Consider the following 14,250-nt stretch of genomic DNA (forward strand, 5'->3'; position numbering starts at 1 on the left):
AAATATATGGATAAAATAAATTTATTACATTTGGTTCAGCAAACTATAGAAGAAATGGACCAGCCGGGTTATAGTTTGACTTCTGTTGTGAGAAAAGCTGTTCGCATTTCTTCCATGCAAAAGGATTATTTTAATCAATGGTGGTTAGAAAATGAATTGGTCCCCTATGGAGATAATGATGCAAAAGAAAGAATTAAGATTAGAATTGCTAAATATATTAGTAAAGATAAAATTGCAGACTATCAAAAGCAAACAGCTTATATGTATCAAAAAAGCAGAAAACAAGTGAGGATTAAAAACAATGAAATGGTGGATACGGGTAGTTACAATGCAATGAGTGTTAAAGAAATCGAACAAGCGATTGTTTTAATAGATAATTATATTACGAGTTTAATACAACAAATAAATAATGTGGATGATTATTCTCATATAAAAAAATCAAAGCAGAGCGAATTAATAAGTCAGGGTAAAAACATTTTACTAAATGAACAGATAAAAGAACAACGGGAATTGTTGCAAGATTATAAAAGAATATTGGACCGTATAGAACATAGGGTATTTAGTTATTTAAGCAATAAAGAAAAACAATTATTTTTAAAGGAGTATAACACTAATGTTTTTGATAAATATCAACAACAAGTAGATACTAGACTAATTTCTATAGCCCCTGATGCTATGGAACAGTTACGGGAATCATATAAAAGAGTTGATGAAAATAATGCTGAAGCATGGAGTCAAGCGGCTGTATCTTGTCGCAGGGTGTTAAAAACATTAGCTGATATAGTATACCCATCCGTAGTGGGCAAAATAAAATGTAATGATGGAAACGAACGAGTATTGGATGATGCAAATTTTAAAAATAGATTGTGGGAATATGTCTCTCAAAAAATAAGCGGGACAAAAACTGGTGAGTTATTATTGGTGCAGCTTAATGATTTGGGAAATAGAATTGATAGATTATATGATTTATCGTCAAAAGGCACTCATGATAAAATTAATAAGAATGAAATATACCAATGCATAATACAAACATATTTAACAGTTGGTGATATTTTATTTTTATATGATAAATAATTTCGTAAGGTGATAATTCATGAGATTTATAATTATTTTATTTGCATTTATGATATTGGCCGGCTGTGCCAAGAAGACCGAGAGCAATTCCGGAGACAACATGCCGATAGACACTTATCGCCAGGGTATAGACCGGGCCCAGGAGGTTAAACAGAAATCCGATGAGCGGGCTAAAAATCTTGATTCCATTTCTCAAGGAGATCAATGATAATCATCTTGATGCTTAAAATATCATGCCCATAAAAGTATTGCCCATAGACATAATCAACAAGATCGCCGCCGGGGAGGTGGTGGAACGCCCGGCATCGGTGGTCAAGGAGCTGGTGGAGAACAGCCTGGATGCCGGAGCCTCGGCCATAGAAGTGGAGATAAAGCAGGGGGGCCTGCAGCTTATTCGGGTCTCCGATGACGGCAGCGGGATGGACCCCGCCGAGATGCGTTTGAGCCTGGAGCGCCATGCCACCAGCAAGATCACCGGCTATGACGATCTGTTGTCCATCGCCAGCTACGGATTCCGGGGCGAGGCCCTGCCCAGCATAGCCTCGGTCTCCCGGCTGACCATGTCATCCCGCCCGGAAGGGGGCTCCTCGTCCTGGGTGATAGAATGCGACGGCGGAGGCATTGTCAATCAAAAGGCCAGCGCCGCAAACCAGGGCACCACCATTACCGTGGAGGAGTTGTTTGCCAAGGTCCCGGCCCGGAGAAAATTCCTCAAAGCCGAGGTGACCGAGGCCCGCAAGGTGGCCGATGAGGTGGTCAGCCAGGCCCTGGCCAATCCGAAAGTGTCGTTTCGGCTGGTGATAGACGGAAAACAGAGCTTTGATTACCCGGGGGGAAATTTGGAGCAGCGGCTGGAGGATGTTTTGACCGCCGAGGTTTTTCGCAGCATGCTGCCGGTGGATTTCGGACAAAGGCCCCTGGCCGTCAAAGGGTTTGCCTTGAGCCCCGACAAGCTGCTGGCCCGGCGCCGGGACCAGTACCTGTTCGTGAACGGCCGGCGGATATCCGATCGGCTGGCGGGTTCGGCCATCTACCGGGGCTACGGCCCCAGCCTGCTGGGCAGGCACCCGTCCTATGTGATCTTTCTGGAGATATCGCCCCGGCAGGTGGATATCAACGTCCATCCGGCCAAGCGCGAGGTGCGGTTCCGGGATGACGGACTGGTGTTCAACACCGTCCGTTCCGCCATTCACCGGGCTATGTTCCAGGAGCAGGGCGGACCGGATAGTTTATCGCCCGGCAGTTTCGGCGGCTTCTTTGGATCAAGCAGCCAACAGTATGCCGGCAAAGAGGCTCTGAGCCTGGAGGATAAAAAAGCCGTATACCAATTGTACGGTTCGGAGGAGCCGCAGGCGGTGGGCGATCTGTTCGGCGTGGCCGAGCCCCGTTCCGGGAACCTTTCTCTGGTCAGCTACTGGCAGGCCCATAACCGGTATATCTTTGCCGGGATCAAGAACGGCATCATCATGGTGGACCAGCATGCCGCCCATGAGAGGGTGCTGTTCGAGGAACTATTGAAATCCCGGGAGAAAAGGCTCTCCCAGCAGCTTCTCTTCCCGGTTTCGGTGGAATTGAATCCCTCGCAGAAGATAGCCTTTGAGCAATTTCAGGACATCTTCGCTTCATTCGGTTTTGACATCAAACAGTTCAGCGGAAACACCGTCGTCATCGAGGGCCTGCCGGCCGCGGCCGGCGACCGGGTGGAGGGAGGGGAGCTGATCAGGAACATTCTGTCCGACCTCTGCCAGAACCCGGCCGCCACGTTGGAGCCGGCCGAGAAGCTGGCCATGTCCTTTGCCTGCCATGCGGCCGTCAAGGCCGGCCAGCCGCTTTCCCAGGAGGAGATGAACCGGCTGATAGACCGGCTGTTCGCCACCAGTTCTCCCTACCTGGACCCGCACGGCCGTCCGGCGGTGATCCGCCTTACCCTGGACGACCTGGAGCGGAGATTCGGCCGGATATGAATCCGGTGATGGTCATCGCCGGGCCGACCGCCGTGGGGAAAACCCCAGTGGCGTTGGATCTGGCTGAAAAAATCGGTGCCGAGATAATCTCGGCTGACTCCCGGCAGGTATACAAGTATCTTGATATCGGCACCGCCAAGCCATCCAGGTCCGAAAGGCAAAAGATCAAGCATCACCTGCTGGATTTTCTGGAGCCGGATGAGATCTACAGCGCCGCCCGTTTTGCGGCCGATGCCCGGGCGGTAATGGACCGGCTGGATGAGCAGGGCAAAAGGTACATCATTGCCGGCGGCTCGGGGCTTTACCTGAAGGCCCTTATCGAGGGCCTGTCGCAGATCCCCGGGGCCGATGAGAATATCCGGCGGGAGTTGGATTCGCTGCTGGCGGCCAAAGGCAAGGGAGCATTATATGAGATGCTTAAAGAACTTGATCCAGAATCAGCTCAAAAAATAAAACCCCACGATGCCGTCCGGACGATCCGGGCCATCGAGGTATTCAGGCTCTCCGGCATAAAAATGTCGCAGTGGCAGAGGAAGGAGCGGATCAGGGATAAGCGGCACTATCGGCTGGTGGTGCTCAACCGGGAGCGCGATCCGCTCTACCGCCTGATAGAGATCAGGGTGGACCGGATGGTTGCACAGGGATTGTTCGAGGAAACAGCCAGGGTGCTCAGGATGGGATATCCTCCGGATAGCAACTCGCTTAATACGGTGGGATATAAGGAAGCCATAGCTTTTATCAACGGGGCAACGGACCGCAATACTGCGGCCGGCCTTATCAAGCAGAATACCAGGCGCTATGCCAAGCGTCAGCTGACCTGGTTCCGCGGCATGCCCCAGGCGGAATGGCTGGAGGTCGATAAAAGCGGAGGCCTGGAGAAGATCGCCCAAGAACTGAATCGGTAAGATTCCTCTGCAATACTAACCACTGAATCACGGAGATTTTTTTAAACACGGAATAATATCAAATAAATCTTCATTTTCTTAGTAATGCACTTCCTGAAATTCAGAGTTTCCGTGCCTGCCCGCTGTAGCGCGGAGTTTACACCGATGAAAGAGGTGGCGCGCAAGCGTGGTAAAAGGTACTTTTAAAGAAGTCACAATAAATATTCAAGAAAGCCGGATTGAGAGCCATCAAATATTCCATATTGCTGATATCTGTCCTGGTAAATTGGAATGCGCCGGTCTTTGCCGGATCAGTGCCGTTGAACGGGGATTGGCGCTTTTTGCAGACAGCCCATTTCAAGGTATACTACCAGACAGGCCAGGAGCAGTATGCCCAGAAGGTGGCCAATAAGGCCGAGGATGTTCATGTCACGTTGGTGGGATTTTTGAAATGGCTGCCCTATGGCCATACCAATGTTATAGTGGCCGATCACACCGATATCGTGAACGATTATGCCACACCTCTTCCCAAAAGGACCATAATAATCCATCCCGCCCAGAACGTCGGGGATCGTAATAACTTCGGGGACTGGCTTTACGAAGTGCTGGTCCATGAATATACCCACCTGCTTCAGATGGACATGCAGAGCGGCATCCCGGCCGGGTTCAATTCGCTATTCGGCAGGATCTTTTTGCCCAATATTTTTCAACCCTTGAATCAGATCGAGGGGCTGGCGGTCTATTCCGAGACCCGATACACCGCTTTCGGCCGCAACCGCTCGGCCCTGACCGAGGGGATGCTGCGCAGCGCGGCGGCCGAAGGCGGTTGGGTGCCCCTGGACCGGGCCGGGGTGGCCTCGCCTTGCTGGCCACGGGACGCAGCTTACATCTATGGCGGAAAGTTCTTTGAATATCTGTCCCATAGATACGGGCAAAATAAACTGGCTCTATATCAGCGAAAGCACAGCAATCTGGTATTGCCGTTCATGCAGAATTCAACGGCCCGGAGTGTCTTCGGTAAAAGCTTTCCGGCTTTGTGGCAGGATTGGGAAGATGCATCATACCGGGAATACGGCCGGCAGATAGATTCCATAAAAAAAGACGGTCTGACCGAGGCCAAACTCATATCAACCGACGGCTTTGACAAATCCGAACTAATATCCTCTTCCGACGGTAAATATTTGGCTTATATTGACCAAAACAGCCATCGGAGATCAGCCCTGACGTTGTATGATGTCGAATTGGGAAAATTCCGGACGGTCGACCGGGGAATCTTTCTGGGCTCCATGCAATTCAGCTCCGACGGAAGATACCTGGCCTATGGAAAGATGGAGTATTCCGGCTTTGGCGAAAACTTATATGGTGATATTTATATCCATGATATGGATGGCCGCAAGACCAAAAGGATCACCCACGGTTTGCGGGCCAGGGATCCGGCCTTTTCCCGGGATAATAAGTTGTTATATTTTGTGGCCTCCAAGCTGGACCAGAATGCCCTGGCAGTCATAGATATCCAGACCAGCCGGGTGGGATATCTGACCGAGTTCGCTGAGGACCAATTATTCAGCCATCCGGCGGTGTCCCCCGACGGCGGTAAGATCGCCCTGGCGGTGTGGCAGGATGGGGGCTATCAGGACCTCTATCTTTACGACATCGCTGATAAAGAGTGGCGGTCCTTGATGGCCGACAGGGCCCAGGATATGGCCCCGGCCTGGTCGGCCGACGGCCAAAGTCTGTATTTTGCTTCGGACCGCTCCGGGGTGTGGAATATCTTCGACTATGACCTTCAGACCGGCTCCATATCCCGGAGGACCAATGTCATCGGCGGGGCCTTCAATCCGGCAGTCTCCGATGATATTTTATATTTCTTGAACCTCGGTTCAACCGGGTATGATCTGGCAAAAACAAAAACATCCGACTCGATCTATTATCAAAATGCCGCCTATGCCGACACTGCGGAATTTGCCGAAACGGCCCCAGATACCGCCGATTATCCTTCGGCAAAATACCGGCCTGGCAAAACCCTGCTGCCGTTCTTTTGGTTTCCCGCCGCCTCCATTGATGAAAAGGGGGGGGCCTTGGGAGCTGCCCTGATGGGCGCGGACGACCTGATGGCCAAATCTTATACGGCCATGTTCATCCCCAGCTTCAACTCGCAACGGTTCTATTATAATATTGCCTATTCTGATGTTGGCCGGAGTCTGAACTACAACCTTAGGCTTTCGGACAATGCGACTTCCGAGGATGTCGCATTGGAAGGCAAAGAGGTCGCCTATTATACAAGGCATCAAAGCCAGTCGCTCCAGCTGTATCTGCCGGTGGCCCGTTCCGATCATGCGATGGCCGCCGCGGTGGCTTATTACCACACCAATTACACCGGACTGAATGATGAGATCTTTGCGGTCAACCCTTATTGGACCGGCCATCTGGCGCGTCTGCAAATGAACCTCGGCTTCAGCAACGCCCAAAAGTTTGGCTTTTCCATCAGCCCGGAGAGGGGCCGTGAAATATCATTAGAATCTAGGTTGTACCGAAACTATCTGGGGAGCGACCTGAATCAGGCCTGGCAGGGATTTTCCTGGGCCGAATACCTGCCGCTGCCTTTCCGCCACCATGCACTGATGGCCAAGATAACGGCCGGCGCCTGGGGCCAGGGGGGCTATGTCAACCAGGACCTCCCGGAAATGCAACCCCGGGGAGCAACCGAGGATATTTATGGGAGATATCAGGCCCTGATGACGGCCGAATACCGCTTTCCGTTGTTATATGTGGAGCGGGGATACTCCACCTGGCCCTTCTTCCTCAAGAACGTCAGCGGAGCTTTGCTGGTGGACATCGGAGCGGCATCCGATGATTTCCGATCTTTAAGCTATGCCGATTCCCGCCAGTGCCTGGGCGCGGAGATAACTTCCCGGTGGATTTTCTCCTATGCCGCGCCGTTCAAGATCACCCTGGGAGGGTACCACCTCCCGGATGAAAATGAATCCCGGATGGTGTTAAAGCTGAGCTCGGCTCCCTTATGGTAATCCGTCGAGCAGGCATAATCACAGTCCTTGCTTTTCTGTCGGCTTGGCTATCGTTGGCAGCGGCGGAAAAGGTCAGGGTCACCATGGACGGCAATGCCAGTTTTTCTTCGCGCCAGCTGGGGAAGGTGGCTGACCTTAAATTCCCGGATGACAAGCTGGATAGCGACAGCCTGGAGCAGGGTATTTACCGGCTGAGATCTTTCTATCGGCGGAACGGCTTTGTCGACAACGAAATCGAATATATGATCGACAGCGGCAGCCTGTCGGGCGATGCCGGAATAAAACTGGTGATCACCGAAGGCGTCAGGTATTATGTGGACCGGATAGATTTTAGCGGGAGCCGGGAAATTTCCGCCGGGGTATTGAGCCAGGCCATAGCCAATGAGGTCCGAAGGCCGTTAAATTACCAAGACCTGGGGCAGGATGATTTCGGTTTGATGCTGTTGTATGCCGACCACGGGTACATCTATGCCGAGGTGGACCATGATCTGGAATTCCAAAACGGGCATAAGGCGATCATTACCTATAAGATCAAGGAGGGGCCCCGGGTACACATCTCCCGTATTTCTTTATACGGCAACGTCCATACCCAAGAAAAATACATCCTGAACACCATCCGGCTTTCCCCGGGCGATGTTTTCAGCCGGAGCCAGCTGATAAAAAGCCAGTTTCTGCTCCAATCAACCGATCTGTTCCGGGCGGTTGCCGTTTCCCCCGGGGAGATCGACTCCCTGGCCAATGAGATCGCGGTGGATATCCGGCTGGCGGAGAAGCCCCGGCGGTTGTTCGAGACCAGCATCGGCTACGGCAGTGGTGATGCAGTAAGATTAATGACCCAATGGGCCCATCGCAATCTTTTTGGGTTGGGCCGCAGAATTGAATACAACGGACTGGTCTCGGTTCAGACCAGGCTTCCCCTCAAACTGACCCGGGGCCGTTCCCTGGTCAGTTATTCCGATCCCTGCTTTTATTTATTTAAAAAGCCGGCCAGGGGCGAGGTTTATTACGATGATTTCAGGCCCAGCTACACCGATTACCGTCTGGAGACGGTGGGTTTTAATTTTACGGTAAGCACGCCGATATCAAATGCCTTTAATATCGACTATCGTTGGAAACAGGAGTGGCTGAAACTTTCTCCCAATTGGCAGCTTACCAAGTATTCATCCGATACTTTAAGTTATAAGGGCCGCAGGTCGCTGGTCGTTGCCTCCAGCTACCAGAATCTGGATGATCCGGTGAATCCGCGAAAGGGGTTAAGCAGCGATCTGGAACTGGAGTACACCGGCGGCATCATGGGTGGGGCGGAGACATTTCAGAGGGCCGTCAACAACTGGGCCTACTATTTCAAGGCTCCCTCGCACAGATTGTCTTTTGCCGGGCGTTTCCGGTACGGGATCATCGGAGACTGGTCGCAAAGGTCCACCATCCCCAGCTATGAAATGTTCTTTCTGGGCGGCCCGTCAACGGTAAGGGGGTATGCCCTTAGCTCGATCGGCCCGGTTGACGACCGGGGCCGGGTGACCGGCGGGAGGATCATGCTGTTGATCAACCTTCAGTCGGTTGTCGATCTGGGCAAAAACTGGGGCTGGGCCGCATTTATTGACGGCGGCATGCTCAGCAATAAGTCCTTTGCCAAGCAATCTTTTGGCGACATGGTCTCCAGCCCCGGCCTGGGAATAAGGTATACCCTGCCTTTCGGCACCGGCCGGATGGATTTTGCCGCTCCCGGCACCCGGATGGGACAGATAAAATACTGGAGATGGATGGTGGCCTGGGGAGAACCGTTCTGACGGCCGGAAACAGGCCGGCAAAATGGTGCGTTAGATATACGGGTTGAATTTGACAGCCCATCTCCGGCCCCGGCAGACCCCGCCATCTTGGGGACGCCCAACCGGGCGCATTTCAATCCGAATCGACCGTTCACCTTTGGGAAACGGTCTTTTTTGTTCTTGCTATTTTTAGGCTGAATTGCTATTATTTATGCCATATGAAACGGTTATAGGGTTGAATTTAAGCAAGGAGGTCATATGAATGATTTTATCGGGTTGGTTGGAGACAAAGTAAGGAAGCTTCGCAAAGCCCAGGGATTAACCCAGGGACAGCTGGGAGAGAAGGCCGGCTTTGATTATCGGTATATCGGCTTTATCGAACAGGCCCGGGTAAATCCAACAATCAAGACTCTGGAGAAAGTTGCCAATGCCCTTAAGTTGACGGTGCCGGATTTGTTTCCCGGCAATAAGGAGATTGAGACAGCCAAGAAGGGTGCGCCGGCCAAGGTTGTTGAACGGGAAAAAATAATGTCTAAGATCATGAAAGACTTAAATAAGGTCGATAACAGTAAGCTGAAAAGCATTGCTAAAATTGTAAATATTTCGGCGAGTGGAGAGGGTGTTTCTTGAGAAATAACCTGAAGCAAGCAATTTTATACGGCAGATAACCGGGCTTTCCAGCAAGGCGGGATATAATATCCCGCCTTTTTCCATATAGTGGGATTAACAAAATAGCCTATTGCAAATTGGGAGGTAAATATTGCATTACTATTACTTTGCCGTTATCTACCGAAGCCCTGAGCGGCTGTAATTCCATGTAATTAGAAGGCTTACGAATGTTGCGGAAAGCAACACAAATGGCCTAAAATATGCAAGCGAAGTTATTGGGGGAACGCTAGTTTATAGGCTGTTTCTTGGCAGTATTTATGGTCTTTGAATATCTCCCATTAGGGATCACAGCCTTGTCGCTTTGTTTGGTTTCCGATTGGTTTAAATAATAAAATGGCAATTGGAACTAAAACAATAATTGATAAGAGGGGAAATCAATGGAAAATAAGGAGTTGTTGAAAAACATAAAGCAGGCCGTTAAAATGGAGAACGAGGCGGCGCTTTTTTATAAGCATGTTGCCCTGCTCTCTAAAGACATCCGAGCCGGTGAAATGCTGATGCAGTTTTCCCAAGACGAGGAGAAGCACCGAAGAATATTGGAATACGTGGTGGAAAGCTACAAACACAACCACGAAAAGTTCGATTTCCCGGACATCGGGCCGCCCCCGGAATCCGGAACGCTTGAAACCAGCCCGTTATATGCCAAAAAACTGTCGGAATTGACGGGAGAGTCGAAGCCTGTTCTGCTGACATTAAGAGAGTTTATCAAAAAAGAAAATATAGCCATCGCCTTGTATTCCAAATTATCAGAGAGCAGCCATGATGTAAATATCAGGAAATTCTTCGGCTCCCTGGTCAAATGGGAACAAAGGCACCTGGATCTGCTTGAAAGACAGGCAACGGCCTTTGCGGTGAATCGATAGTGTCCGGCTTCCTAAGGGGCGATCGTATAAGAGCCGGGCTTTCCCGAATACCCGGCGGTCTGTTAACTGAATGTTTTAAATTTTGCCGAGAGGGTTGATATGGCCAAGAAAGTGCGAAACATCAACGGAACACCGTATAATACCTGTAGTTGCGGGAGCTGGCTGGCGCATTGGGAGAAATACAGCGGCCGCATAGCGGTGTATTGTTCCGAAGCCGGCTGTGCCAATCAAGCGGAGGCCGGCGGGCATGTATTGAGGGTGGGAGCCAATGATGACAATTGGTATATCATCCCTCTGTGTGCCGAGCACAATTCCCTGACCGGGCGGGCCATCGAAGTGATCGATGCCACCATCTTCGTTCCGGCCAACGTGGAGGAAACCTGCGGCAGTAAAGGTCAAGGGTAAGAAGATGCGTTATGCGGGATTGACCGACGATCCGGTTCGGCGGAAGCAGGACCATGGCAATTCGTTCGATTGGCATGTGATCCGTGAATTTGCCACCGAGGATGAAGCCCGGAAGTGGGAGAAAGGCATGCTGCTCCTGGGCTATCAGGGAAGAGCCGGAGGCCGGGGTTGGAGATACGGGTACACCTACACCATCACCTTATGGACCAGGCAATAGACGGGCTGCACCGGTCCGATATTGTTATATAAAAGGGCCTGCGGTATCTTACTAATGCATACGCATTTAATAAATTCTTTACTACTCTATGCTTGGGAGGCCGGCCCAAGCTGGCCTTGATGAATGCCCAGCGATACCATTAATGATATCGCTGGTAAACCATCAATGGTCATAAATGGCCATACCGTTATGTCAGTACAATTAATGCGTTTGTATAATGCATACTCCGGGCTTTTTGTTTATCGGCATATCTTGCCAAAATAGGGAGAATGGTTATGGCGGCCTACAAATATCCGGATTTCATCCGGCAGGTATATAACTACGCTTTTGATATTGCCGCCGGACCGGGCGAGTCGGCGCAAAATTCCGGCATAAACCGGGTGAAGGGGACATTCGGTGGCGGTTGATCGTAGCGACAGACTGATCGTCGTCCCAAGGTTAAATACTATTTGACAATTCTCTTTCAAAAGTATATAGTTGTTACTAAATAACTCGCAATAATATTTGTAATTTTATTTTATGTCTCAACTCAAAGCCGCCCTCCAGGAACTGGCAACACAGGCCAAAGCCAATAAGATCCATAAGATGGCCGAAATGCAGGTGCAGTCCAGCTATGTAGTCAAAGTGTTGGAACTTTTAGGCTGGAGAGATAGCGACTGGAAGCTGGGCTCCGGCCAGGGTGTAAACACCGGCAAATTTCCGGACATCAGCCTGCATGACAGGAACAAGCATACCGTGCTGGTGGTGGAATGCCCGCCGCAGGTGCCGAAATGGTGATCACAAGGAGTGCGAAGCCCACCGCAGGCGCGGAAATGCTCTTCCCGGGTGTTGAAATGCTCTTCACAGGTAGTGCGAAGTGCTCCGCAGGCGTGGAAATGTTGACCCCGCAACTGTACAAATTATAAAACAATCGATTAAAAATCATGGCAAACAGTAATCTTACAAACGCAAAAAGGGCAAAGAACGACGAGTTCTATACACAGTACGATGATATTCAAAAAGAGATTGAAGCATATCTGGAATACAACCCCAAGGTGTTCAAAGGCAAGACAGTGTATTGTAACTGCGATGATCCGTTCGAGAGCAATTTTTTTCGTTATTTCGTGCTAAATTTCGATAAGCTTAGACTGAAACAACTTATCACTACCAGCTATAAGCCATCACCAGTGGCCAACACGCAACTGGAGTTAATAGGCGTTGATAAAACTCACACAAAATCAAAAGGCCGACCCAAAATAACCGCCAATAAATTTATTATCAACGAAGTTCAAGACATAGATGGCGACGGCGAATTCAACTTGAAGGATGTTGCCAAGCAGTTAAAGGCAAACAAACACAACGAATGGACACCGATAAACGGCGACGGCGACTTTCGTAGCGATGAATGTATAAAGCTGCTGAAACAATCTGATATCGTAGTAACAAATCCTCCGTTTTCGTTGTTTCGCGAATATGTTAAACAGCTTTTTGATTATAATAAAAAGTTTGTGATTATTGGCAACTTGAATGCGATTACCTACAAAGAAGTTTTTCAAAAGATTAAGGAAAACAAGATGTGGTTGGGGCCAAGTATCTCTAGTGGCGATCGTGAGTTTCAAGTTCCAGATAGTTATCCAATTACTGCTGCTGGGTGGAGAGTAAATGATGAAGGGAAAATATTTTTACGCATAAAAGGTGTCCGTTGGTTCACCAACCTTGACCACGGTAGAAGACACCAACCCCTAAAACCTATGTCAATGAAAGACAATTTAAGATTTAACAAAAAACTGAAAGGTAAAGAATTTTATGACCGCTATGACAACTACGATGCTATAGAAGTTCCATTTACTGATGCCATTCCGAGCGATTACAAAGGCGTAATGGGGGTGCCGATTAGTTTTTTGGATAAATATAATCCTGATCAATTTGAAATAGTAGGCTTGACTTCAGGCAGAGATGAGTTTGAATGTCGGCCCTCCAAAAAATATATAAACCCAACCCAACATAACACAGATGGTAGTGTAATTAATGGGAGTAAATCCAACACTCGTGCAACTATTAAACTTGATAAAGTGCCAGCAGATATTTATTACACCGCAGACAATGCAGATGGACCCCTTTTAATCGTTTATGCTAGAATCTTAATTAAACACAAGAAGAAGTAACATGAAAACAACATTAAAAACAGACATTACTGTCAAAGATATTTGCGAAGGGTTCGTCTATAACGAACTGGAGGGCAAGGGGCTTTTCGGCCTGTCCGGCAAGCTGACAATCCAGCCGGAATACCAGCGTAATTATATCTATGCTTCCGACGGCGGCAAAAAAGAAGTGGCCGTCATCGAATCCCTACTCAAAGAGTACCCGCTAGGTTTGATATATTTTAACAAAGTAAGCGATGAAAAACTGGAAGTCTTGGACGGTCAACAGCGCATTACCAGTTTCGGGCGCTTTATCGCTGGGAAATTTGCCATCAAAGATGACGATGGGAATGAGCAATATTTCAGTGGCATGGCAAAGGACAAGCAAACTAGAATATTGAAAACAAAACTGACCATTTACGAATGCGAGGGCAAGGAAAGCGAAATAAAGGAGTGGTTCAAGACAATCAACATTGCCGGGGTCCCGCTCAATGAGCAGGAGCTTTTGAATGCAATATATTCTGGTCCGTTTGTGACGCTCGGCAAGGCAGAGTTCAGTAACAGTCAAAATGCCAACATTCAGAAATGGAGCGCCTATGTAAAAGGCAGCGCCAATCGTCAGGATTTTATGGAAAGGGCTTTGGATTGGGTGAGCAAGGGCAATATCAGTGACTATATGAGCCAGCATCGCAAGGATGAAAACATCAACGAGCTTAAAACATACTTCAATAGCGTTATTGAATGGGCGTCTAGCGTATTTAAAGATGTCCAAAGGGAGATGTGTGGTATTGAGTGGGGACGGCTGTATGAAGAGTATCATAAAAAATCGTATAACCCTGCTAAAGTATCAGCAGAAGCCCAGGAGCTTTACGCTGACCCATATATCAAAAACCGAAAGGGAATCTTTGAGTATATACTTGGGGGTTCCGTAGATACAAAATTGCTGGAGGTCCGGGTCTTTGATGAGGCAACCAAGAAAACTGTTTACGCAGCACAGACTAAAAAGGCTGAAACCAAAGGAAAATCAAACTGCCCACTTTGTGCAGTGGGGCATGATGCCAACAAGAGCAAGATATGGAAATTAGACGAAATGGATGCCGACCATGTAACAGCATGGAGCAAGGGTGGCGGTACAAATGCCAAGAACTGTCAAATGTTGTGTAAGACCCATAATAGAGCAAAAGGGAATCGATAATTTAACATTGAAATCTCAAAGCGTATTTTCATCATAGGCCAAATGTACTGCGGGTGTTCGGTGG

Annotated in this window: 12 protein-coding genes; all 12 read left to right on the forward strand. The window is 49.1% G+C overall.

What is annotated here, in order from left to right:
• Window positions 1–6: 6 nt before the first annotated feature.
• The 12 genes from A2273_06200 (at window position 7) to A2273_06255 (ending at window position 14,186) form a co-directional block, all read left to right on the forward strand.
• Window positions 7–1,074, forward strand: a complete 1,068-nt coding sequence (locus A2273_06200; GenBank protein ID OGF08528.1) for a hypothetical protein — start codon at window positions 7–9, stop codon at window positions 1,072–1,074.
• 233 nt (window positions 1,075–1,307) lie between these two features.
• On the forward strand, window positions 1,308–3,038 hold the full coding sequence (locus tag A2273_06205) for a hypothetical protein (GenBank protein ID OGF08529.1): 1,731 nt from the start codon (window positions 1,308–1,310) through the stop codon (window positions 3,036–3,038).
• Complete coding sequence (locus A2273_06210; GenBank protein ID OGF08530.1) at window positions 3,035–3,943, forward strand: tRNA (adenosine(37)-N6)-dimethylallyltransferase MiaA; 909 nt, start codon at window positions 3,035–3,037, stop codon at window positions 3,941–3,943. The genes A2273_06205 and A2273_06210 overlap by 4 nt, the downstream gene beginning before the upstream one ends.
• A gap of 218 nt (window positions 3,944–4,161) precedes the next feature.
• Window positions 4,162–6,948 carry a hypothetical protein gene (locus A2273_06215; GenBank protein ID OGF08531.1) on the forward strand — a complete coding sequence of 929 codons (2,787 nt, stop codon included), beginning with the start codon at window positions 4,162–4,164 and terminating at the stop codon, window positions 6,946–6,948.
• Between the two features lie 53 nt (window positions 6,949–7,001).
• Window positions 7,002–8,738: a hypothetical protein gene (locus A2273_06220; GenBank protein OGF08532.1), complete on the forward strand. Its 1,737-nt coding sequence runs from the start codon at window positions 7,002–7,004 to the stop codon at window positions 8,736–8,738.
• Window positions 8,739–8,975: 237 nt separating this feature from the next.
• Window positions 8,976–9,347, forward strand: a complete 372-nt coding sequence (locus A2273_06225; protein OGF08533.1) for a hypothetical protein — start codon at window positions 8,976–8,978, stop codon at window positions 9,345–9,347.
• Between the two features lie 416 nt (window positions 9,348–9,763).
• Window positions 9,764–10,249 (forward strand): hypothetical protein, encoded by a 486-nt coding sequence (locus tag A2273_06230; protein ID OGF08534.1) that lies wholly within the window; start codon window positions 9,764–9,766, stop codon window positions 10,247–10,249.
• A gap of 99 nt (window positions 10,250–10,348) precedes the next feature.
• Window positions 10,349–10,654 carry a hypothetical protein gene (locus A2273_06235; GenBank protein OGF08535.1) on the forward strand — a complete coding sequence of 102 codons (306 nt, stop codon included), beginning with the start codon at window positions 10,349–10,351 and terminating at the stop codon, window positions 10,652–10,654.
• Between the two features lie 4 nt (window positions 10,655–10,658).
• Window positions 10,659–10,871 (forward strand): hypothetical protein, encoded by a 213-nt coding sequence (locus A2273_06240; protein ID OGF08536.1) that lies wholly within the window; start codon window positions 10,659–10,661, stop codon window positions 10,869–10,871.
• 519 nt (window positions 10,872–11,390) lie between these two features.
• Window positions 11,391–11,648 (forward strand): hypothetical protein, encoded by a 258-nt coding sequence (locus A2273_06245; GenBank protein OGF08537.1) that lies wholly within the window; start codon window positions 11,391–11,393, stop codon window positions 11,646–11,648.
• Window positions 11,649–11,794: 146 nt separating this feature from the next.
• On the forward strand, window positions 11,795–13,015 hold the full coding sequence (locus tag A2273_06250; protein OGF08538.1) for a DNA methyltransferase: 1,221 nt from the start codon (window positions 11,795–11,797) through the stop codon (window positions 13,013–13,015).
• Window position 13,016: 1 nt separating this feature from the next.
• Window positions 13,017–14,186: an HNH endonuclease gene (locus tag A2273_06255; GenBank protein ID OGF08539.1), complete on the forward strand. Its 1,170-nt coding sequence runs from the start codon at window positions 13,017–13,019 to the stop codon at window positions 14,184–14,186.
• Window positions 14,187–14,250: the final 64 nt, after the last annotated feature.

This window comes from Candidatus Edwardsbacteria bacterium RifOxyA12_full_54_48 (genome assembly GCA_001777915.1).
Lineage (GTDB): Bacteria > Edwardsbacteria > AC1 > AC1 > EtOH8 > UBA2226.